Here is a 24559-nt window from a genome sequence, read left to right on the forward strand (position 1 = left end):
CTTGTCTTCCTGTGACACGTGAGCCTGCTCCTAAAGCCGGTTGGGGTTCGACGGAGTGCCGCGTTCGGGGGTACGCAACTGGTCGAGAGCTGCGAAGAGTTCGTCGTCGCTTGCCGATGCGAGATCGGGTTTTTCGGTGCCGCCGTCCGGATCGTCGGTCCAGCGGGACAGCAGGTCCCGCAGCCGGAGGGTGATCGCCGCCTTGGCATCGTCGTCGGCGGCGAAGGGTGTCAGGAAGGTCTCCAGGCGATCCAGTTCGGTAAAAGCAGGGCCCATCTGTGTGTGCTGCTCCCCGTTCAACTCGGCGCAGAGATGGTTGGCCAGTGCGGTGGCGTTGGGGTAGTCGAAGATCAGCGTGCTGGGCAGCTCGACACCGGTGTCGTCGTGCAGCAGACCCTGGAGTTCGAGGCTGGACAGGGAGTCGAAGCCCAGGTCCACGAAGCCGAGATCCGGTTCGATGCCGTGCTCCGTCGCTTCGCCGAGCACCGTCGCCGCATGCCTGCGGACAAGGTCGGTCACGGCCCGCCGCCGCTCCGGCTCCACCATGGCCCGCAGCCGCCACCCGGACGGTGCCGCCCCGTCACCGGCCGGTGTTGTCGGCCTGGCTGGCACCGGTTCAACTGCCGTGGCCGGGCCCGTGGTCCGTTCTGCGGCTGTCGCCAGTTCCGGCGCTGTCGGCACAGCCGGTGCCGTGGGGGGTGCGGGCGGTGTGGCCAGCTCCCGGAGCAGGGCCGGCACCTGGTCCTGCTCGATGCGCGCCCGCAGCTGCGCGGAGTCGAGCTGGAGCGGGATCAGCACCGGCTCGCCGGTCATCGCGCGGGCGGTGGTGAAAAGGTTGAGCGCATCCGGTGTGGCGAGTGCGCGTACTCCGTCTCGGCCCAGCCGGTTCAGCTCGGTTCGATCCAGGTCGCCCGTCAGCGCGCTGCGTTCCTCCCACAGGCCCCAGGCCAGCGACAGGCCCGGCAGGCCCTGCGCACACCGGTGCCGGGCGAGCGCGTCCAAGAAGGCGTTGGCCGCCGCGTAACCGGCCTGGCCCGGTGGTCCGAAGGTGCCGGACGCGGAGGAGAACAGCACGAACTCCCGCAGCCCCAACCCCCTGGTCAGCTCATGTAGGTTCCAGGCCGCGTCCACCTTCGGCCGCAGCACCGCCGCGAGCCGCTCCGGCGTCAGCGCCGTCACCAAACCGTCGTCCACGACACCGGCCGCGTGCACCAGGGCCGTCAACGGATGCTCGGCGGGCACCGAGCGCAGCAACCCGCCCAGCGCCTCCCGGTCGGCAACGTCACAGGCCGCGACCGTGACCAAGGCCCCCAACTCGGTCAACTCCGCGACGAGTTCGGTCATCGAGGGCGCTTGCGCACCACGGCGGCCGACCAGCAGCAGGTGCTCGGCACCCTCCGCGGCCAACCGCCGCGCGACCAGCCCGCCGAGGGTGCCGGTGCCGCCGGTGATCAATACCGTGCCGTGCCGTGCGGAGCCTGGGAGCGCGGGGGAGTCGGGGGTGGCGGGAGCCACCGCGCGGGTGACCGGCGTCAGGCGGGGCACCAGCGCCCGGCCGTTACGCACCGCGAGCTCTGGCTCCGTGTCGAGCAGCGAGATGGTTGGCGCCCAGTCGGTCGGCGCATCGCCGCTCAGGTCAAGCAGGCCGAACCTGCGGGGGTGCTCCGAGCGCGCGCTACGCAACAGGCCCTGGACCGCCGCACCCACCAGATCGGGGTCGGCAACCTGCGGCCCGGCGGCCACGGCACCGCGAGTGACCGCGACCAACCGGGCTGCCCCCAGACGAGGTTCGGCCAACCAGGCCCGTACCAAACCCAGCAGCTCGCTCGTCGTGGCGCGTACCGCGTCCGGCACCGACACGGGTTCCTGCCCCGGCACCTGCTGCGGCCTCGCCGGGACGGGCCACAGCACCACCGCGGGGAGTACCGCGCCCCCGGCCACCGCGGTGACCAGCGCGTCGAGATCGGGGTAGGCCGCATCGGCGGTGAGCGGCGCGGCGCCCCCTGAGCCAAGGACCGCCACGGTGCCCGCCCCGGTGCCCGCTGCCGTGCCCCGCGCCGGGTCCGCTGCCGGGCCCGCCACTACAGCCGGGACCCAGTGCGTACGCAACAGCGGCCCCGGGCCGTCCGCGTGGCCACTGTCCGGCAGCGGCCGGGACAGCAGACTCGTGGCGGAGAAGACCGGCGTACCGGCCGCGTCGGTGGCCTCCACACTCACCGCGTGCGGGCCGGTGCGCACCAGTCGTACGCGCAGGGTGTCGGCGCCGGTCGCCGGCATCGACACGCCGTGCCACGCGTACGGAACCAACCGCTCCGCGGCGTCTGGCGGCGTGGCAGCGACAGCGGCCCGCAGCGCGGCGTCCAGGAGCGCCGGATGGAGCCCGTAATGGCCGGCCTGCGACTGGAGCTCGGACGGCAGGTCCGCCGCGGCGAACACCTCGTCGCCGCGCCGCCACACGGCGCGCAGCCCGCTGAAGGCAGGGCCTGCGCCGATGCCGAGCCGCACGGATCGCGCGGCGAAGTCGTCAAGCGCGACCGGCTCGGCGCCGGGCGGCGGCCAGTCGGTTGCAGTGAGTGATCCATGGGCCGTGGTGACGCCTGGACCGGTGGCCGTCAGCGTTCCCACGGCGTGCCGGGTCCAACGGCTGTCGGTGTCGGCCGCCGGCCGGGCGCTGAGCTCCAGCCGGCGGCGGCCGGTCGCATCCGGGGCGCCGACGAACAGCCGGATGGCGCTGCCCTCCAGCGGGTCCGCGTCCGGCTCAGGCAACTCCAGCGGGGCGGACAGCGTCAGTTCCTCGATGTGGCCGCACCCGGCCTGGGCGCCCGCCCAGCACGCCAGTTCAACGACCGCCGTGCCGGGCAGTAGCACCCGGTCAAGGACCCGGTGATCAGCGAGCCAGGGATGCGAGCGGGTGGACAGTCGGCCGGTGAACAACAGCCCGCCGGCGTCCGGCAGTTCGATGGCCGCGTCGAGCAGCGGATGGTCGGCAGGGGCCAGCCCGGCCGCAGCTGTGTCGGCGGTGGCGGGGCCGTCGTCCAGCCAGTAGCGCCGACCGCGGAAGGCATAGGTGGGCAGTTCCACGGCGGGTGACCCAGTGGCGGGGAACGCTGCCGACCAGTCCACCGTCAGGGCATGGACGTGCAGTTGCGCGAGCGCAGCAAGTAAGCCATCGGCGCCGCTGTCACCGCCGGTGGGCGAGGCGATGACGCGCACCTGGCGCCCGGCATCGCCGGCGAGCGCGGTGATCGTCGGCGCGGCCGTGTGGCCCTCGCCGACCTCCACGAACACCGTGTGGCCACGCCCCAGGGCCTCGCGCACGGCGGCGTCAAGACCGGCCGAAGTCGACAAGAAGGGCACCCGGGCGCCGGTCGGATCGACCGGTTCCGCAACAGCGGAGGTCACCGCGCGGGCGCCCTCCTTGAGCGACAGCGCCCCCGCCACGCACGCCCCGGCGATGCCGGCCGCGTCCTCATCGATCACCGCAGCGGGCCGTACGCCGTACTCCTCCCACAGGCCGGCCAGTGACACCAGCACAGCCCACCGCACCGCTCGGCCCGTGGCGTCCCCGGCCCCAGCCTGCGCATGAGAGCCGCTGCGCAGCACCTCGCGCACCGACCAGTTGGCGAAGCTGCTCAGCTCCTGGTCACATTCCGCGAGGCGGTGGGCGAACGCGGGCGATGAAGCGGCCAACTCGGCGGCCCAGTCGAGCGAGTTGGGCCGCTGCGCGGGCCACGCGAGGACGAACACGGCACGGGCGTCGGAGCGTACGATCCCTCGCTCCACCCCCGGCGTGACACGGTCCGCCGCGAGGGCCCGTACCCCCGCGAGCAACTGGGCGCGGTCGGCGCCGAGGACCACCGCCCGATGGTCGAACACCGAGCGGGTCCGGGCCAGCGCCGCGCCCACCTCCACCGCCGTCAACTCCGGACGCCCCGCCACATACGCGGCCAGCCGCTCGGCCTGCGCTCGTAGCGCTGGCTCACCCCGACCGGAGAGCACCCACGCGACGCCGTCCGGGGCGGGCGTGAGCGGGCTTCCATCGGCGGCGCGGCTGGAAGCCACAGGCGCCGCACCGGACTCGCTGACGCTGCTGGCCCTATCAGCCCCATCGGCCCCAGCAGCCCCATCGGTCTCTTCGGTGCCGGAGGCCGATTCCGTCTCGGAAGGCTGCTCAAGCACCACATGCGCATTGGTGCCGCTGACCCCGAACGAGGACACCCCCGCCCGGCGCAGGCGGCCCGTGTCCGGCCACTTTCGCTGCTCGGTCAGCAACTGGACGGCACCGGCGGACCAGTCCACGTGCGGGTTGGGCGCATCGACGTGCAGGGTGCGCGGCAGCACCCCGTGCCGTAGCGCAAGGACCGTCTTGATCACCCCGGCGACGCCCGCGGCGGCCTGCGCATGGCCGATATTGGACTTCACCGAACCCAGCCACATCGGCCGATCCGCGGGGCGATCTTGGCCGTAGGTGGCCAGCAGGGCCTGTGCCTCGATGGGGTCACCGAGTGCGGTGCCCGTGCCGTGCGCCTCGACGGCGTCCACATCCGAGGGAACCAGGCCCGCCCCGTCCAGGGCCTGCCGAATCACCCGCTGCTGTGCGGGGCCGCTCGGCGCGGTCAGTCCGCTGCTGGCACCGTCCTGGTTGACGGCGCTGCCCCGGATCACCGCGAGGATACGGCGCCCGCTTCGCCGCGCGTCCGACAGCCGCTCCAGTAGCAGCATGCCGACACCCTCGCCCAGCGCGGTGCCGTCCGCGCCGGCTGCGAACGCCTTGCAGCGCGCGTCACCCGCAAGCCCGCGTTGCCGACTGAACTCGATCAGCGCCATCGGCGAGGCCATCACCGTCACTCCGCCGGCCAGCGCCAGTGCGCAGTCACCGGCCCGCAGCGCCTGCGCCGCCTGGTGCAGGGCGACGAGCGACGACGAGCAGGCCGTGTCCAAGCTGATCGCCGGACCCTGCAAGCCCAGCGCGTACGCCACCCGCCCTGACGCCACGCTGCCGGTACTGCCGTTGCCGAGATAGCCCTCGAACTCGCCAGGCGCACGCCGCAGACGAGCCGCGTAATCCTGGTAGATGACGCCCGCGAACACCCCGGTACGGGTGCCACGCAGCGCCATCGGATCGATGCCGGCCCGCTCGATCGCCTCCCAGGAGGTCTCAAGGAGCAGCCGCTGCTGCGGGTCCGTCGCCATGGCCTCGCGGGAGCTCATCCCGAAGAATCCCGAGTCGAAGGTGGCCGCATCGTGCAGAAAACCGCCCTCGCGCACGGTGACCGTGCCGTGTCGTGCCGGGTCCGCGTCGTACAGGTTCTTCTCCCAGCCCCGGTCGGTCGGGAACGGGGAAATGACGTCCCGCCCCTGCGTGACCACCTGCCACAGATCCTCCGGGGAGGCCACCCCACCGGGGAACCGGCACGCCATGCCCACAATCGCGATCGGCTCGCTGATCCCGTACTCGACCTCGCGCAGCCGCTGCCGGGTCTTACGCAAGTCCGAAGTCAGTCGCTTGAGGGTGTCGAGGACCTTATTGTCGTTCAGCATGCTGCTGTGCGTCTCCCCTCGCGAGGTGATATCCGCGTCGTTCATGTCAGGACCTGCGCAGTTCGTCGTCAACGATGTCGAGGATCTCGTCGAGGGTTACGTCACCGAACTCATCGCTCTCCCGGCCTGACTGCTCCCCGCCGGGACCACCGCCCGCGTCGGCTGCCGTTTCCGCGCCCTCCACTCGCGCCAGCAGCCCGCGCAGCCGGGTGGTGAGCCGTTCACGCGCCGGGGCGTCGGCGGCCACCTCCAACAGACCGGCCTCCAGGCCGTCGAGTTGGGCGAACACCGTGCTCGCGGCCGGCCGCTCCCTTGCCCGCAGCAACTCGCCGAGGTGGGCCGCCACCTCCACCGGGGTGGGATGGTCAAAGACCAAGGTCGCGGAAAGCCGCAGGCCGGTCGCTGCGTTCAGCCGGTTACGCAGCTCCACCGCGCGGAGCGAGTCATAGCCCGCGTCGAGGAACCCACGCTCGTCACTGATCGCGTCCGGCGTGGCGTAGCCCAGCACCGTGGCAGCCTGCGAGCGGACCAACTCCAGGAGTTTGTGAGCCCGTTCGGCGTCCGAAAGGCCATCGAACACCAGACTTCCGGCGGGCTCCTTGGTGTCTCCTACGCCGCCGAGCGCACCCGACGAGGCGGCAGCCCGCACGCTGCGCAGCGGAGCACCACCGAGCAGACCTCGCAACAGAGGCGGCTGCGCACTGGACTCGCCGCGCAGCGCCGCCAGGTCAAGGCGGACCGGAAGCACCAAAGCGTGCTCCTGCCCAAGGGCAAGGTCGAAGAGCGCCAGGCCGTCCTTTGTGGACAGGGGCAGCACACCAGCCCGTCGCATCCGTGACAGATCCGCCTCGTCCAGCCCACCGGTCATCTCGCTGACCGCCGACCACAGCCCCCATGCCATCGACACAGCGGGCAGCCCCAGCGCCCGGCGGTGGTCCGCCAGAGCATCCAGATACCCGTTGGCCGCCGCGTAGTTGGCCTGACCGGCGTTACCCAGCACCCCCCCGGCGGCCGAAAACATCACGAACATGGCGGGCTTGGCGTCCTTGGTGAGTTCGTGGAGGTGCCACGCGGTGTTGATTTTGGGTTGGAGTACGTCGTTGGTTTGTTGGGGGGTGAGGTTGGTGAGGAGGGCGTCGTTGAGGGTGCCGGCGGTGTGGATGATGCCGGTGAGGGGGTGTTGGGTGGGGATGGTGTTGAGGGTGGTGGTGAGTTGGTTGAGGTTGGAGGTGTCGCAGGCGGTGATGGTGACGGTGGCGCCGAGTTGGGTGAGTTCGTTGTGGAGTGTGGTGGCGCCGGGTGCGTGTGGTCCGCGGCGTCCTAGGAGGAGGAGGTGGCGTACGCCGTGGTGGGTGATGAGGTGGCGTGCTACGAGGGCGCCTAGGGTGCCGGTACCACCAGTGATCAACACCGTGCCCTCGGGGTCAAGCACCGGGGCGTCGGCCGCCGGCGAGGGACGACTGCGCGCCAACCTCGGCACCCATACCCGCCCACCGCGAACCGCGTACTGAGGCTCGGACCCGGACAGCACGCCCGGCAGCGCGTGACGCCAGCCGGCGGCGTCCGCATCCAGGTCCACCAAAGCGAACCGGCCGGGGTGCTCCGCCTGCGCGGACCGCACCGCACCACACGCGGCAGCCGCCGCTAGATTCGTTACGCCCTCGCCCGTCGTCGCACTGGCCGCCCCTGTCCTACCGCTGGCATCGGGCGTGGTGCTCACCGCCCCGCTGGTCAGCAGAACCAGCCGCGCCGCACCGAACCTGTCATCGCTCACCCACTCCCGGAGCAGACTGAGCACCCGCGTCACCGCGTCATGGGCCGCATCAGCCGTACGGCTCTCCGTACCGTGCGGCACCGGCCACGGAACGACCACGGCCTCGGGCACGGTCGTGCCGGCGCTAATGGCCGCCGCGAGCGCGGACAGCGTCGGATGGGCCTGCACAGCGACACCGGCCTTCGCCAGGGCCGAACCCACTTCGAGGTCATCACGGCCCACCACGGCGTAACGGGCAGTCTCGCTCACCGTCACGGAGCCGGGGGCCAACTCGGTCCACGCCAGATGGAACAGCGAGTCCGCCACGTTATCGCGAGCCGCGGTCTGCAACTGCTGCTGATTCACCGGCCGTACGGCCAGCGACGTGACCGTAGCCACCGGTTCCCCGGCCTCGTCGGCCACCGCGAGGGCCATCGTGTCCGGCCCGGTCGGAGTCAGCCGTACGCGTAGGGCGGTGGCGCCAGTGGCGTGCAAGGTCACCCCGCTGAAGGAGAACGGCAACACGACCTGTTCCGCGCCGTCCAGCAAGGTGCTGTGCAAAGCCGCGTCCAGCAATGCGGGGTGAAGATCGAAGCGACCGGCGTCAGCGTGCTGGGCCTGGGGCAGCCGGACCTCCGCGAAGACCTCCGCGCCGCGCCGCCAGGCGGCGTGCAGACCCTGGAACGCCGGCCCGTACACGAGCCCGTCCTCGGCCAACCGCGGGTAGAGCCCATCGATCTCGACCGGAACCGCATCGGCTGGTGGCCAGACGGACTCCGCTACCCAACCTGGTTCCGCGGCGTCCGCCGTCAGAGCCCCCGTGGCGTGGCACGTCCAGATTGGCTCATCCGCCTGTGGGTTGGTGTGGGGGGTGGAGTGGATGGTGAGGGGGTGTTGTCCGGTGGTGTTGGGGGTGCCGATGTGGATTTGGATGTGGAGGGGTTGGTTGTGGGGGAGGAGGAGTGGGGTGTGGAGGGTGAGTTCTTCGAGGTGGTGGAGTCCGGTGTGGTGTGCGGTGTGGAGGGCGAGTTCGAGGAGTGCGGTGCCGGGGAGGAGTGGGGTGTTCCATAGTGCGTGGTGGGTGAGCCAGGGGTGGGTGTTGGTGGAGATGTGTCCGGTGAAGAGGGTGTCGTGGGTGGTGGCAAGGGTGGTGTGAGTGTGGAGGAGGGGGTGTTCAGTGGTGTGCGGGGTGGCGGGAGTCGTGGGGGCGGCCAACCAGAAGGGTTGGCGTTGGAAGGGGTAGGTGGGGAGGTCTAGGTGATGGTGGGGGCCGACTCCGTATAGCGCGGTCCAGTTCACCGGGGTGCCGTTGGTGTGGAGGTGCGCGGCGTTGGTGAGGAGGCGAGTCCAGTTGCCTTGGTCGCGGTGGAGGGTGCCGGTGATGGTGGCTTGGTGGTGTGTTTCTTCGGTGGTTTCTTGGAGGGCGTTGGTGAGGATGGGGTGGGGGCTGATTTCGATGTAGGTGGTGTGGTGGTTGTTGAGTGCGGTGGTGGTGGCGTTGGTGAGGAGGACGGGTTGGCGGAGGTTGGTGTACCAGTAGTCGGCGGTGAGTTGTGTGGTGTCGAGTTGGGTGCCGGTGACGGTGGAGTAGAAGGGGATGTCACTGGCGGTGGGGGTGATGCCGGCGAGGTCTTGGGCGAGTTGTTGTTGGATGGCTTCGACGTAGGGGCTATGCGATGCGTAGTTGACGTTGATGCGTCGTGCGCGGATGTTGTGTTGTTCGCAGTGGGTGAGGAGTTCTTGGATTGCGGTGGTTTCGCCGGCGATGACGGTGGTGTGGGGTCCGTTGTGGGCGGCGATGTGGAGGCGGTTGTGCCACTGTGTGAGGAGTTGTGTGGTGTCGTGTGTGGTGAGGGTGAGTGAGGCCATGGTGCCGTGGCCGGTGAGGGTGGTGTGGATGGCTTGGCTGCGGAGTGCGGTGATGCGGGCGCCGTCGTGGAGGGTGAGGGCTCCGGCGGTGACGGCTGCGGCGACTTCACCCTGTGAGTGGCCGATGACGGCGGTGGGGTGAACGCCGAGGGAGCGCCATAGTCGTGCGAGGGAGACCATGACGGCGAAGAGGGCGGGTTGGACGATGTCTACGCGTTCTAGTGGTTGCTCACTACGCAGGGCTTCGGTTAGTGACCAGTCCACGTACGGGGCGAGGGCGCTTTCACATTCGGCTATGGATTCGCGGAAGACGGCGGAGGTGTCGAGGAGCCCGGTGGCCATGCCGGTCCATTGGGAGCCCTGGCCGGGGAAGACGAAGACGGGTTTGGTGTGGTTGGCGTGGCCGGTGACGGTGTGGGGGGTGTCGTGTCCGTTGGCTAGCGCGTGCAGTTCGGTGATCAGATGCGCGCGGTTTTCGGCGAGGATGATGGCGCGGTGTTCGAACGTGGCCCTGCCAGCCAGGAGCGTGCCAGCGACGTCGGCGAGGCCCGCTTCGGGGTGGTCTTCGACGTAGGTGGCCAGCTGCTGTGCTTGGGCTTGGAGCGCGTGCCGGTCCCGCGCGGAGAGCACCACCGGAACGACCGAAGGTCCGGTCTCGACGGTGGCGTCGCTCTCCGTGCCCTCCGTATCCAGGACCGCCTCCGGTTCTGGTGCGGGTGCCGGTTGTGGGGCTTCTTCGATGATGACGTGGGCGTTGGTGCCGCTGATGCCAAAGGCGGAGACGGCGGCCCGCCGGAGCCCGTGGTCACTGCGCGCCCAGGCGCGCTCCTCGGTCAGCAGCTCGATCGCGCCCGCTGACCAGTCCACGTGCGTGGTCGGCTCGGACACGTGCAGCGTCTTGGGGAGCGTGTCGTGCTGGAGAGCCAGCACCATCTTGATGACCCCGGCCACGCCTGCCGCGGCCTGCGTATGGCCGATGTTGGACTTCACCGCCCCGAGCCACAGGGGCCGGTCGGCGGGGCGGTTCTGGCCGTAGGTGGCGAGCAGCGCCTGTGCCTCGATGGGGTCACCGAGGCGGGTGCCGGTGCCATGCGCCTCCACTGCGTCAATCTGGTCCCCGGTCAGCCGGGCATCGGCCAGGGCCTGGCGGATAACGCGCTGCTGTGAGGGCCCGTTGGGGGCGGCGAGCCCGTTGGAGGCGCCGTCCTGGTTGATCGCCGAGCCGCGTACGACGGCGAGTACCTGGTGTCCATTGCGCCGGGCATCGGAGAGCCGTTCGAGCAGCACCACGCCCGCGCCTTCGGACAGGCCGAAGCCGTCAGCCTCATCAGAGAACGCCTTGCAGCGACCGCTCTCGGAGAGAGCCCCCATCCGGCTGAAGCCGATGAAGACGTCCGGTGTGGGCATCACCACCGCACCGCCCGCGAGCGCCATGGAGCACTCACCGGCCCGTAGCGACCGGACGGCCAGATGCAGGGCGACCAGCGATGACGAGCATGCCGTGTCCACCGTGATGGCCGGACCTTCGAGACCGAACGTGTAGGCCAGCCGGCCCGAGATCACACTCGTGACGCCGCCCGTGATGATGTAGTCCTGAACCGCGGCCGGCGCCTCACTCGCCCGGGGCCCGTACGCGTGTGCCATCGCCCCGACGAAGGCCCCGGTGCGGCTGCCACGCAGCGTGGCGGGGTCGATGCCCGCCCGCTCGAACGTCTCCCAGGACGTTTCCAGGAGTAGCCGCTGCTGGGGGTCCATGGCCAGCGCCTCACGCGGACCGATGCCGAAGAACGAGGCGTCGAAACCGGCGACGTCCCGCAGGAAACCACCCTCCAGTACGCGCCGGTGGTCGGTGCCGTCGCTGTCGGCGCCTGTATCGAGAGGGCCGGTGAGGTCCCAGCCGCGGTCGGACGGCGGTTCCGAGACGGCGTCGCCGCCGTTCTTGAGTAGCTTCCACATGTCGTCGGGGCTACTGACGTCGCCGGGGAAGCGGCAGGCCATGCCGACGATGGCGATCATGTCGTCGTCCGTGGCCGCCTCCGAGGCCATCGGCGCCAACTCAGCAACCGCGGTCGTCCCCGTGCCCAGTGCCGCCGATGGCTCCACCATCAGCTCGCGCAGATGAGCCGTCAGCGAGTGGGGTGTCGGATAATCGAAGGCCAGCGTCGCCGGCAACCGGAGGCCGGTCGCCTCGGCCAGCCGGTTGCGTAAGGCCACGGACGTCAGGGAATCGAACCCGGTGTCCTTGAAGGCCCGCTCCGGGCGGATCGGCTCCGACGTGCTGTGCCCCAGGACCGCGACGGCGTGCGTGGTGACCAGGTCGATCAGCAGCAGGTGCTGATCCGGCTCGGACAACTCGACCAGCCGGTCGCGGAGTTCCGACGCGACGCTGGTGTCCGAGGTGGACGAGCCGGACGAGGTGGCGCGGGCCCGCTCCAGAAGCTGTCGGGCCGCTGGCAGTTCGTCGAGCAGCCGGCTCGGCCGCATCGAGGTGAAGAGGGGGACGAAGCGCTCCCAGGCGATTTCGGCGACCGCAACGAAGGTGTCCTCGTGATCGAGCGCCTGCTGGAGGGCCGCGACGGCCAGTTCGGACCGCATCAGCGGCAGGCCCTGCCGGCTAACCCGCGCCCGCGTCTCCTCGACGTCCACGCCGTCGAGGTTCTTCCAGGTGGACAGGGCGTCTTCCCACACGCCCCAGGCCACCGATGTCATTGGCAGTCCGCGGGCCCGGCCTTGTTCGGCCAGGGCGTCCAGCGCCGCGTTCGCTGCCGCGTACGCGGCGTGGTCCCCGCTGCCCCAGAACCCGGCGATGGAGGAGAAGAGAACGAAGGCGTCCAGCGTGTCGGGGTCGAGCAGTTCCGCGAGATGGGCAGTGCCGTCCACCTTGGCAGCCAGCACCGAGTCGAGGCTTTGCAGCGTCGTTGCATCCACGGGCGCGAGCTCGATGAAGGCGGCGGTGTGCAGGACGGCCCGAACGGTATGGCCATCCTCCCGCAGCTTGCCGAGCAGCGCCGCCACCGCGTCGCGGTCGGCCACGTCGCACGCCGCGACGGTCACAGCGACGCCGCGCCGATCGAGATCCGCCGCCAACTCCGCGGCGCCGGGCGCCTCCGGCCCTGACCGGCTGACCAGCACCAGATGCTCGGCGCCCTGAGTGGCCAGCCAGTCCGCGAGCCGCGGCGCAAGGCTCCCCGTACCGCCGGTGACCAGGACCGTGCCCCGCGGACGCCAGCGGCGAGATCGCTGGGCGTCACCGAGCGCGGCGCTCACCATGCGCCGGGCTACCAGGCCCCCAGCACGCACCGCCACCTGATCCTCGCCCGCCGAACTGGACAACGTCTGGTGCAGCAGGGCAACAGCCCGTGTATCCGGCATCTGCGGCAGGTCGATCAACCCGCCCCACAGCCCCGGATGTTCGAGGGCGACCACCCGCCCCAGCCCCCAGACCTGCGCCTGCACCGGGTCCGCCGGAGCGTCGGCCGGCCCCGCGGACACCGCACCCCGAGTGGCGCTCCACAACGGCGCCCGCACCCCCAAGTCGTTCAGCGCCTGCACCAAGGTCAGCGTCAAGGCCACGCCGGTCGTGAGCGTGCCGTACCGCGAGTGCGGCAGGGCGTCCAGCGCCAGGAACGACAGCACCCCCGCCGGCTCACGCCCTGCTTCCGCATCTCGCACCTCAGCGAGTACGTCACCCAGTCGCGCGCCGAGGGCCACACGGTCGGTGTCGGGCTCGGTCAGCTCCACCGGTACGACCCGTACGCCCTGAGCTCCGAGCATGCGGTGCGCCTCGGCGACCCATGGGTCCGCGTCGTACCCGGCCGGCACCACGACAAGCCACGCCCCGGTCAGCGGGGCAGGCGTGGTTCGTGCCACCGGCTTCCAGGCGATGCCGTAGCGCCAGCCATCGACGGCGAGGCGGCCACGGCTCTGCTTACGCCAGGACGACAGCGTCGGTAGCAGCGAAGACAGCGACGAACGCTGGGCCTCGTCCTCCACCTGAAGCGTCTCCGCCAGCGCGGTGACGTCCTCTCCCTCAACTGCCGCCCAGAACCCCGCGTCCGGCCCGCTCAGCGACGCCGCGCTGGACCTGTCCTTCTCGGTTCCCTCGTCTTCAATCCAGAGGTGCTGATGCTGGAATGGATAGGTGGGGAGGTTGGGTTGATGCTGGTGGGTGGTGGGGCACGGGAGGAGGGTGGTCCAGTTGACGGGGGTGCCGTGGACGGCGATTTGGGCGGCGTTGGTGAGGAGTTGGGTCCAGTTGCCTTGGTCGCGGCGGAGGGTGCCGGTGATGGTGGCGGTGGGGGTGGTGTTGTTTGTGGTGCCGGTGCCGGTGCCGGTGTTGGTGGGGTCGATGGTGCCGGTGTGGTTGTCGAGGGTGTCTTCGATGCTGGGGGTGAGGATGGGGTGGGGGCTGATTTCGATGTAGGTGGTGTGGTGGTTGTTGAGTGCGGTGGTGGTGGCGTTGGTGAGGAGGACGGGTTGGCGGAGGTTGGTGTACCAGTAGTGGGCGGTGAGTTGTGTGGTGTCGAGTTGGGTGCCGGTGACGGTGGAGTAGAAGGGGATGTCACTGGCGGTGGGTGCGATATCGGCTAGATCCAAAGCGAGTTGGTGCTGGATCGCTTCGACGTAGGGAGTGTGTGATGCGTAGTTGACGTTGATGCGTCGTGCGCGGATGTCGTGTTGTTCGCAGTGGGTGAGGAGTTCTTGGATTGCGGTGGTTTCGCCGGCGATGACGGTGGTGTGGGGTCCGTTGTGGGCGGCGATGTGCAGGCGGTTGTGCCACTGTGTGAGGAGTTGGGTGGTTTGTTGTGTGGTGAGGGGGAGTGAGGCCATGGTGCCGTGGCCGGTGAGGGTGGTGTGGATGGCTTGGCTGCGGAGTGCGGTGATGCGGGCGCCGTCGTGGAGGGTGAGGGCTCCGGCGGTGACGGCTGCGGCGACTTCGCCTTGGGAGTGGCCGATGACGGCGGTGGGGTGAACGCCGAGGGAGCGCCACAAGCGTGCGAGGGAGACCATGACGGCGAACAGGGCGGGTTGGACGATGTCTACGCGTTCTAGTGGTTGCTCACTACGCAGGGCTTCGGTCAGTGACCAGTCCACATACGGGGCGAGGGCGCTCTCACACTCAGCTATGGATTCACGAAATACGGCGGAGGTATCAAGGAGCCCGGTGGCCATGCCGGTCCATTGAGAGCCCTGGCCGGGAAAGACGAACACGGGTTTGGTGTGGTTGGCGTGTCCCGTGACGATGTGGGGGCTGTCGTGTCCGTTGGCTAGCGCGTGCAGTTCAGTAACGAGGTGGCCGCGGTTTTCGGCGAGGATGATGGCGCGGTGTTCGAACGTGGCCCTGCCAGCCAGGAGCGTGCCAGCTATGTCGGCGAGGCCCGCTTCGGGGTGGTCTTCGATGTAGGTGGCCAGTTGCTGTGCTTGGGCTTGGAGTGCGTGCCGGTCGCGTGCGGAGAGCACCACTGGAATGACCGAAGCTTCGGGCTCGACGGTCGTACCGACCGCAACCCCCGGCCCCGTCTCAGCAGCCACCTCTGACTCCGGTGCGGGTGCCGGTTGTGGGGCTTCTTCGAGGATGACGTGGGCGTTGGTGCCGCTGATGCCAAAGGAGGAGACGGCGGCTCGGCGCGGGCGCCCCATATCGGGCCAGTCTTGCTGCTCGGTGAGAAGCCGTACGGTGCTGGTGGTCCAGTCAACGTGGGGGGTGGGCTGGTCGATGTGCAGCGTTTTGGGCAGGGTGCGGTGTTGCAGGGCGAGGATCATTTTGATGACCCCGCCGACACCTGCCGCGGCCTGTGTGTGGCCGATGTTCGACTTCAGCGAACCCAGCCACAGCGGCTCGTTACCCGCCGCCCGCCGCCCGTAGGTGGCCAGCAACGCCTCTGCCTCGATGGGGTCACCGAGCGTGGTGCCCGTACCGTGCGCCTCCACCGCGTCGATGTCGTCAGCGGAGAGCCGCGCGTTCTTGAGAGCCTGCGTGATGGCGCGCTCCTGCGCCGGGCCGTTGGGCGCCGAGAAGCCGCTGCTGCTGCCATCCTGGTTGATCGCCGAGCCGCGTAGCACGGCGAGTACATGGTGGTTGCTGCGCCGAGCATCCGAGAGGCGTTCCAGCACCAGGACGCCGACGCCCTCGCCCCAGCCGGTCCCATCGGCCGAAGCGGCGAAGGCCTTGCAACGGCCATCGGGGGCGAGGCCCCGTTGGCGGCTGAAGTCCACGAATCCGATCGGCGAGGTCATCACCGTGACACCGCCGACGAGCGCCATGGAGCACTCGCCGCCCCGCAGCGACTGGCCCGCCAGGTGCAGAGCGACCAGCGACGACGAGCATGCCGTATCCACCGTTACGGCGGGGCCCTCCAGGCCGAGGGCGTAGGCGATGCGGCCTGACACGACGCTGCCCAGGCTGCCCGTCATCAGGTAGCCCTCAAGGTCGTCCGGCGTCGCGTCCATCGCGGCGGCATAGTCCTGGTGCATCACGCCGGCGAACACCCCCGTACGGCTGCCCTGCACCGACGTGGGGTCGATTCCGGCGCGTTCCAGCGCCTCCCACGAAACCTCAAGCAGCTGCCGCTGCTGGGGGTGCATGGCCGTCGCCTCGCGTGGGCTGATGCCGAAGAACTCGGGGTCGAACGCGGCGGCGTCCCGCAGAAAGCCGCCCGAGCGGGTGTAACTCTTGCCGATGGCGTCCGGGTCTGGGTCGTAGAGGTCCTCGACATCCCAGCCGCGGTCCTGCGGGAAGTCAGAAATGGCATCACTCCCGCTCGCCACCAGCTGCCACAGTTCCTCGGGTGACGTGACGTCCCCGGGGTATCGGCACGCCATGCCGACGATGGCGATTGGCTCGGAGGCCGCTGTGCTCAGCGCGTGATTGCGCTGCCGCAGGGACTCGACCTCCTTGAGGGAGGCACGCAACGCCTTGACGACTTCTTCACTCGATGTGGTCATCGATAACTCCGAACCTCGGGGAAAGAGCGGTCAGTTGTCACCGAGGGCCACTCGGATCAGATCGTCCAGGTTCATCGCGTCCAGTGCGCTGCCCGGCTCCTTTGCCGGGTGCGCGGCGTCGTGCTGGTTCTCGCCTTCGGTTTCGGCTTCGGCGAGGCGTAGCAAGGTCTGCGTCAGCCCGGCTTCCTGGAAGCGGAGCAGGGGAATCGCGGCCAGGGCTCGGCGGAACTCCGCCTCGTCGGTACCGTCTTCGGCCTCGGTCGTGCCTGCCTCGCCGCTCGTGCCGGCGCTGGGCCCCGCGAGGCTCTCCCCGGGGAAGAGTTCAGCCTCAAGGAAGCGCGCCATGGCCACGGGGGTGGGGAAGTTGAAGATGAGGGTGGCGGGCAGCCGCTGGCCGATTGCCGCGCCAAGTCGGTTGCGGAGATCGAGCGCGGTGAGTGAATCGACACCGAGGTCGAGGAACCCGCGCGAGGGGTCGATGAGATCCAGCGTGGGATGGCCCAGCACGGTCGCGACGTGGGTCCGTACGAGGTCGAGCAGGGCCTGCCGACGCTCGCCGGGCGCCAGGCCCGCGAACTGCTGCTGGACCATCGCCGCGTCGGGCGCCTCAGCTACTCGCCGCGTCGCGCGGGGCGCGGGGCGCATCAGGCCCCGAAGCAGCGCCGGGATATCGGGCTGTGCGCGCAGGGTGGCGAAGTCCAGTACCGCGGGTACGAGCATGGCCCGCCCGGCCTGCGACCCGCCGCCACTCGCCGTCGCCACGGTCGCGATCTGCGCCCCCGCTTCCGTCCGCATTGCCGCATCGAACAGTGCGAGCCCCTGTTCGGACGGCATGCGCGACAGGCCCGTACGGCCCAACCGACGCAGATCCGCCTCGGCGAGGTGGCCGGTCATTCCGCCCGCCTCGGCCCACAGCCCCCAAGCGAGCGCGAGGCCGGGCAGACCCTCGCTGCGACGGTGCTGCGCCAAAGCGTCCAAGAACGCGTTGGCCGCCGCGTAACTTGCCTGCCCCGCCTGGCCGAGGGTGCCAGCGGCCGAGGAGTAGAGCACGAAGGCTCGTAGCTCGTACGAGCGCGTCAGCTCGTGCAGATTCCACGCGGCATCGACCTTCGGCCGCAACACCGTCGCGACCCGCTCGGGTGTCAATGAGGCGATCACGCCGTCATCGAGCACGCCGGCCGTGTGCACCACGCCGGTCAGCGGGTGCTCGGACGGCACGGCGGTGAGAGCCGCCGCCAGGGCCGCCCGGTCTGCCGTGTCACACGCGACCACGGTGACCTTCGCGCCTAGCTGCTCCAGCTCCCCACGGAGTTGCCCCGCCCCCTCGGCATCCGGGCCCCGGCGGCTGAGCAGCAGCAGGCTGCGCACGCCGTGTTCGGTGACCAGGTGGCGGGCGAGCATGCCGCCGAGCAGGCCCGTCCCTCCGGTAATGAGGACCGTGCCGGTGCCATCGAACGGGCTCACGCTGTCCTCGGCGGCGTGGGCGGCCCTGGCCAGCCGAGGCACGAGTACCTGCCCTGCGCGCACAGCGAGTTGCGGCTCCTCCATCGCTCCCGGGGTGAGCGCACGAAGCACGGTTCGGTACGAGTCGGCGCTGTCGTCCAGGTCGGCCAGCACCAGGCGACCGGGATGCTCGGACTGTGCGCTCCTGACCAGGCCCCACAGTGGCGCGTGCGCCAGGTCCGCCACGTCTTCGCTGCCGAGTACGGCCACCGCGCCGCGGGTGAGCAGCACCAGCCGGGAGGACGCGAGCCGCTCCTCCGCCAGCCAGGACCGTACGAGCTCCAGCGCACGGAGAACCGCCGCGTGCGCGGAGGCGGCCAGGCCCTCCGCGTCCGACGCCCCGGCCGCCGGCAGACAGGGCACCAGCACGGTCTCCGGCACGGGGCCACCGGCGGCCACCGCAGCGATCAGCGCGCCGAGGTCGGGACCCGCGCTCGCCGGGGCCGCATCCGCAAGGTCGGGAAGACGTGCGGCCGAACCGACCAGTACCGGCCGCTCAGCACTCGCCGAAGGCGCACCGTCGATGGGCGGCGGGGCCCACTCCAGCTGGTACAGCGGGTCATTCAGCCGGTTGGTGGAGGCGCGGAACTGCTCCGGAGTCACCGCGCGCAGCGTCAGCGTGTCAATCGAGATGACCCGGAGCCCCTCGCCATCGGTCGCCACGAGGGAGACCGTGTCCGGCCCGGTCGGAGTCAGCCGTACGCGTAGGGCGGTGGCGCCAGTGGCGTGCAGGGTCACCCCGCTGAAGGAAAAGGGAAGCCGTACCTGGTCCGCACCTTCGAGGAGGGCCGCGTGCAGTGCCGCGTCCAGCAAAGCCGGGTGGATATCGAAGCGGTCGGCGTCATCGTGCTGCGGCTCGGGTAGCTGGACCTCCGCGACGACGTCAGCACCCAACCGGCCCTGCGACCGCAAGCCCTGGAACGCGGGACCGTAGTCGAAGCCAACATCGGCGAGCCGCTCGTAGAGGGCATCAGCCGGGGCGAGCGCCAGGCCCTGAGCTGGCCATGGATCGTCGCCGTCCTGGTGCAGCCGAGGGCTTTTCGCTGTGACGACCCCCACCGCGTGCTCGACCCATCCACCGTCGTCCGCTCCCTGTGGGTTGGTGTGGGGGGTGGAGTGGATGGTGAGGGGGTGTTGTCCGGTGGTGTTGGGGGTGCCGATGTGGATTTGGATGTGGAGGGGTTGGTTGTGGGGGAGGAGGAGTGGGGTGTGGAGGGTGAGCTCTTCGAGGTGGTGGAGTCCGGTGTGGTGTGCGGTGTGGAGGGCGAGTTCGAGGAGTGCGGTGCCGGGGAGGAGTGGGGTGTTCCATAGTGCGTGGTGGGTGAGCCAGGGGTGGGTGTGGGTGGAGATGTGTCCGGTGAAGAGGGTGTCGTGGGTGGTGGCAAGGGTGGTGTGAGTGTGGAGGAAGGGGTGTTCAGTGGTGTGCGGGGTGGCGGGCGTGGTGGAGGCGACCAGCCAGTAGCGCCGTCGTTGGAAGGGGTAGGTGGGGAGGTCTAGTTGGCGTCGTGGTCCGTTGCCATGGAGGGTGGTCCAGTTGACGGGGGTGCCGTGGACGGCGATTTGGGCGGCGTTGGTGAGGAGTTGGGTCCAGTTGCCTTGGTCGCGGCGCAGGGTGCTGGTGATGGTGGCGGTGGGGGTGGTGTTGTTCGTCGTGCCGGTGCCGGTGCCGGTGCCGGTGTTGGTGTGGTTGTCGAGGGTGTCTTCGATGCTGGGGGTGAGGATGGGGTGGGGGCTGATTTCGATGTAGGTGGTGTGGTGGTTGTTGAGTGCGGTGGTGGTGGCGTTGGTGAGGAGGACGGGTTGGCGGAGGTTGGTGTACCAGTAGTGGGCGGTGAGTTGTGTGGTGTCGAGTTGGGTGCCGGTGACGGTGGAGTAGAAGGGGATGTCACTGGTGGTGGGTGCGATGTCGGCGAGGTCTTGGGCGAGTTGTTGTTGGATGGCTTCGACGTAGGGGCTATGCGATGCGTAGTTGACGTTGATGCGTCGTGCGCGGATGTTGTGTTGTTCGCAGTGGGTGAGGAGTTCTTGGATTGCGGTGGTTTCGCCGGCGATGACGGTGGTGTGGGGTCCGTTGTGGGCGGCGATGTGGAGGCGGTCTTGCCACTGTGTGAGGAGTTGGGTGGTGTCGTGTGTGGTGAGGGGGAGTGAGGCCATGGTGCCGTGGCCGGTGAGGGTGGTGTGGATGGCTTGGCTGCGGAGTGCGGTGATGCGGGCGCCGTCGTGGAGGGTGAGGGCTCCGGCGGTGACGGCTGCGGCGACTTCACCTTGGGAGTGGCCGATGACGGCGGTGGGGTGAACGCCTAGGGAGCGCCATAGTCGTGCGAGGGAGACCATGACGGCGAAGAGGGCGGGTTGGACGATGTCTACGCGTTCTAGTGGTTGCTCACTACGCAGGGCTTCGGTCAGTGACCAGTCCACGTACGGGGCGAGGGCGCTTTCACATTCGGCTATGGATTCGCGGAAGACGGCGGAGGTGTCGAGGAGCCCGGTGGCCATGCCGGTCCATTGGGAGCCCTGGCCGGGGAAGACGAAGACGGGTTTGGTGTGGTTGGCGTGGCCGGTGACGGTGTGGGGGGTGTCGTGTCCGTTGGCGAGGGCGTGCAGTTCGGTGATCAGATGCGCGCGGTTTTCGGCGAGGATGATGGCGCGGTGTTCGAACGTGGCCCTGGCCGTCAGCAGCGTGTCAGCGACGTCGTAGAGGTCTGCTTCTGGGTGGTCTTCCACGTACGTGGCCAGTTGTTGCGCCTGGGCTTGGAGCGCGTGCCGGTCCCGCGCGGAAATCACCACGGGAGTGACCGAAGCTTCGGGCTCGACGGTCGTACCGACCGCAACCCCCGGCCCCGTCTCAGCAGCCACCTCTGACTCCGGTGCGGGTGCCGGTTGGGGGGCTTCTTCCAGGATGACGTGGGCGTTGGTGCCGCTAATGCCAAAGGAGGAGACGGCGGCTCGGCGCGGGCGTCCCATATCGGGCCAGTCCTGTTGCTCGGTGAGAAGCCGTACGGTGTCGGACGACCAGTCCACGTGCGCCGAGGGATCATCGACGTGCAGCGTGCGCGGTAGTACGCCGTGCCGCATGGCCTGCACCATTTTGATGACCCCGGCGACGCCCGCGGCGGCCTGCGTGTGGCCAATGTTCGACTTCAGCGAACCTAGCCACAGCGGCTCGTTGCCCGCCGCCCGATGCCGCCCGTAGGTGGCCAGCAGGGCCTGGGCCTCGATGGGGTCGCCGAGGCGGGTGCCGGTGCCGTGCGCTTCTACGGCGTCGATCTGGTCCCCGGTCAGTCGTGCGTCGGCCAGGGCTTGGCGGATGACGCGCTGCTGGGCCGGTCCGCTCGGCGCGGTGAGTCCGTTGGATGCCCCGTCCTGATTGATCGCGGAGCCGCGTACGAGGGCGAGTATGTGGTGGCCGTTGCGTTGGGCGTCGGAGAGTCGTTCGAGGAGGAGTACGCCGATGCCTTCGCCCCAGCCGGTGCCGTCTGCTGAGGCGGCGAAGGCTTTGCAGCGGCCGTCTGGGGCGAGGCCGCGTTGGCGGCTGAATTCGACGAACATGCCGGGGGCGGCCATGATGGCGGCGCCTCCGGCTAGGGCCATGGTGGATTCACCGCGGCGTAGGGATTGCACGGCCAGGTGCAGAGCGACCAGCGACGAGGAGCACGCCGTGTCGATGGTGATCGCGGGGCCCGCTAACCCGAACACGTACGACAGGCGTCCAGACAGCACGCTGACGGTGTTGCCGGTCAGCACATGGCCCTTGGCGCTTTCGGATGCCTCGTGCATGCGCTCGCCGTAGTCCTGCGTCATCGCGCCGATAAACACCCCGCTCGGGCTGCCGCGCAGCGCGGCCGGGTCGATGCCCGCGCGCTCGAACGCCTCCCAGGACGCCTCCAGGAGCAGCCGTTGTTGCGGGTCCATCGCCAACGCTTCCCGCGGACCAATGGTGAAGAAGTCCGCGTCGAACAGGTCGGCGTCGTGCAGGAAACCGCCTTCGCGGGTGTACGTCGTGCCGGGGCGGTCCGGATCGGTGTCGTACAGGGCCTCCACGTCCCAACCCCGGTTCGTGGGGAAGGAGGAGATGGCGTCCGTACCGTCCGCCACCAGTTTCCACAGACCGTCCGGCGTGCTGACGTCACCGGGAAGCCGGCAACTCATCGCGATGATGGCGATCGGCTCGTCGTCGGTTCCCGGGGCGGTTGCGGCCGGTTCTTCGAACGCTGTGGCCTCCGGCGCGAGCAGGACGCTCTGCAATTGACCGACGACGGCGTTGACGGTCGGGTGGTCGAAGAGCAGCGTCATCGGCAACGGTAACCCGGTCGCTTCCACCAGCCGGTTGCGTACCTCAACGGCGGTCATCGAATCGACACCGAGGTCCTTGAACGGTCGCCGCGCATCGTTGTCGTCCATGGCCCGCAGCCCGCGCAGTGCGATGACCTGGGAGCACACCAGCTCCGTCAGCCATGCGTGCTGCTCGTGGCCGGTGCGTCCAGCAAGCCGGCGGCGCAGCGAGGCGGTGGGCCCGTCGCCAGCGGCCGTATCGGACCCGGTCGTGGCGTCGGTTGCGTCCGCGCCGAAGGGGTACGTGGGCAGTTCCACGCGCCGGGCGCCCGAGCCCCGGAAGACGGCGCCCCAGTCCACTGTCACTCCGCGCACGTGCAGTTCCGCCATTGATGTGAGGAGGGCGGCCACGCCGGGCTGGTCGCGTCGCAGGGTGGCGGCCACGGTGGCGTGACTGCTCAGCCCGCAGTCCTCCAGGGTTTCCTGTACTCCGCCGAGGAGAACGGGGTGCGGGCTCACCTCCAGGAAAGTTCGGTAGCCGTTGGCGAGTAGGGCTCGCGTGGCCTGTTCAAACCGAATTTCCCGGGTGATGTTGTGGTGCCAGTACGCACCGTCGAGCTCGGTGGTGTCCACGAGCCCGCCGGTCAGCGACGAGTAGAAGGGGACCGACGACGCGCGGGAGGTGATCGCGGCAAGACCGTCGATGAGGCGCTCGCTGTCGAGTCGCAGGGTCGGTGAGTGCGCCGCGAGGTCGTTGCCCAGCTTCCTTGCGCGTACGCCGTCGTCCGACAGCTCGCCCAGGAGTTCGTCCACGGCGTCGCGATCGCCGCTGAACAGCACGGAGAGCGGGCCGTTGGTGCCCGCGACATGCAGCCGATCGCCCCATCGCCCCAGCCGTGCCGCCAACTCCTCGCGGGTCAGCAGGGCGGAGGCCAGGTCGCCCTGGCCAATGGCGCCCGCCTGAGCCTGGCTCCACAGCGCCACCACCTGGGCGGCGTCCTCCAGCGTGAGTGCCCCGGTGACCTGGGCGGCGGCGATCTCGCCCAGACTGGCGCCCACCACGGCGCCGGGTTCCAGGCCGCACGCGCGCCACAGTTCGCTGAGCGAGACCATGACGGCGAACAAGACGGGCTGGACGACGTCCACGGCCTCCATCGCGGGCGCGCCCGACGCACCACGCAGCACGTCGTGCAGTGACCAGGGGACGTGGGGTTCCAGCGCATCCGCGCAGGCACGCATGTGCTGCCGGAAGACCTCTGAGGATTCCAGCAAGTCCAGGGCCATCCCCTGCCACTGCGTTCCCTGCCCCGGGAAGACGAAGACCGGGCGCCGTTGCGTGCCTTGCTCGCTCTCGCCGTCACCGTCGTGGACGGCAGCGCGGATGACCATCGGGGCGAACGCCCCCTCAGCCACCGCGCGCAGCCCGTGCAGGGCGTCCTCGCGGTCGCCGGCGAGCACAACGGCTCGCCGTGCGAACACCGATCGGGTGGTCGCCAGCGACAGCCCGAGGTCCGCGACATCGAGTGCGGGGTCCGTCTGGACCAGTTCGTACAGAGCCCTGGCGCTGGCCCGAAGGGCCGCATCCGTGTGTCCGGAGAGCACCAAGGGGGCTACGGGCGCGGTGAAGAGCGGTACGTCGTCGCTGCGTGCCGCCGAGGTGTCGGCCGTTGATCCACCGGATGGGGCGAGGGCCGGTGCTGGGCCCGCGCCGACGAGGGCGAGGACGCCGTCCGTGGTGACCGGCGCCTTGGACGCGATGGTGGCGTCGGTGACCATCGTTGTGTCCATGGTCAGTACGCCGTGCATCCGGCCCCCGTCCCGCACCGCCTGGGAGTGGCGTCGGAGTACGAGGACGACACCGCTCGTGCCGGCGGCGTCCGTGCCGACAGCGCCGGCGATAGCGAGATCGACGTCGCCGCGCCGCAAGTGGTCGGCGGCGAGTGCCACGGCCGCTCGCACCGCGGACTGGGTCAGGCCCGCGGAGTCCGGCTGGTCGGCCGCATTGAGAGTGGCGTGCTCGCCGTCCAGCCGCAGGACACTGGCGACCTGTTCCGCGAGCCCGCTGGGGGAAGCACTGAGGAAGACCCCGGCCCTACTGCCGCCGGCGAGCGTGCCGGGAACGATCCCGCCATCCTCCAGCGCGGTCCAGGCGAGCCGCAGCGCCAGCGACCGGTCAGCGCACGGCACCGCTGCCGCCGCGGACGGGAGGTCGAAGAATGCGGAGTCATCGCCCGTGGCGAGCGCGTCACAGGACTCCTGGCAGGTCGCAACTCCGACGATCACGACTGGGTCGGTTTGATGGCTTGGCTGGGGCACGGGCTTCCTCATCGACTCGTCTCACCGTCCGGTCCACCGGTCAAGGTGATGGCTCGTGTGCACATGGATTTCCGTGAGCGAAGCGGGCGGCGACTCGTCACCGGGCCGGCCGCACGGCGCGAGCCGCCGGCCGCGTAGGACTGGCCTGATCCCCCGTCAGGTGCCCGGCTACCCGGGCCCTGCCCCCGTTTCATCGCCCCCCTGTGCCCACGGCGATCGATTCGTCCCCGCGCGAAGGGCAGGGCACTGACCCCGTCGATTTCCGGGCCTGCCCCGCGCGCTGATCAGCACCTTGCCACGGCACTCTTGGAGCCGTCTTGGCGGCATCTTGGAGTGTTCGCATGACGGGTCGTACGCGAA

At 69.9% G+C, this 24559-nt stretch carries 3 protein-coding genes; all 3 read right to left on the minus strand.

What is annotated here, in order from left to right; genetic code table 11:
* Positions 1-30: 30 nt before the first annotated feature.
* A complete protein-coding gene (locus tag FHS42_RS27960) occupies positions 31-5541 on the minus strand; it encodes a type I polyketide synthase (protein WP_246495504.1) in 5511 nt (1836 codons plus the stop codon).
* Positions 5542-5587: 46 nt separating this feature from the next.
* Positions 5588-16075 (minus strand): type I polyketide synthase, encoded by a 10488-nt coding sequence (locus FHS42_RS27965; RefSeq protein WP_446696886.1) that lies wholly within the window; start codon positions 16073-16075, stop codon positions 5588-5590.
* Between the two features lie 63 nt (positions 16076-16138).
* Positions 16139-24166 (minus strand): type I polyketide synthase, encoded by an 8028-nt coding sequence (locus FHS42_RS27970; protein ID WP_184576784.1) that lies wholly within the window; start codon positions 24164-24166, stop codon positions 16139-16141.
* Positions 24167-24559: the final 393 nt, after the last annotated feature.

It is taken from the genome of Streptomyces zagrosensis (assembly GCF_014203645.1).
Lineage (GTDB): Bacteria > Actinomycetota > Actinomycetes > Streptomycetales > Streptomycetaceae > Streptomyces > Streptomyces zagrosensis.

What these genes read in the sequence shown, in the direction of transcription:
- FHS42_RS27960 (WP_246495504.1), bottom strand. Translation starts at nt 5,541, where the DNA reads ATGCTGAACGACAATAAGGTCCTCGACACCCTCAAGCGACTGACTTCG.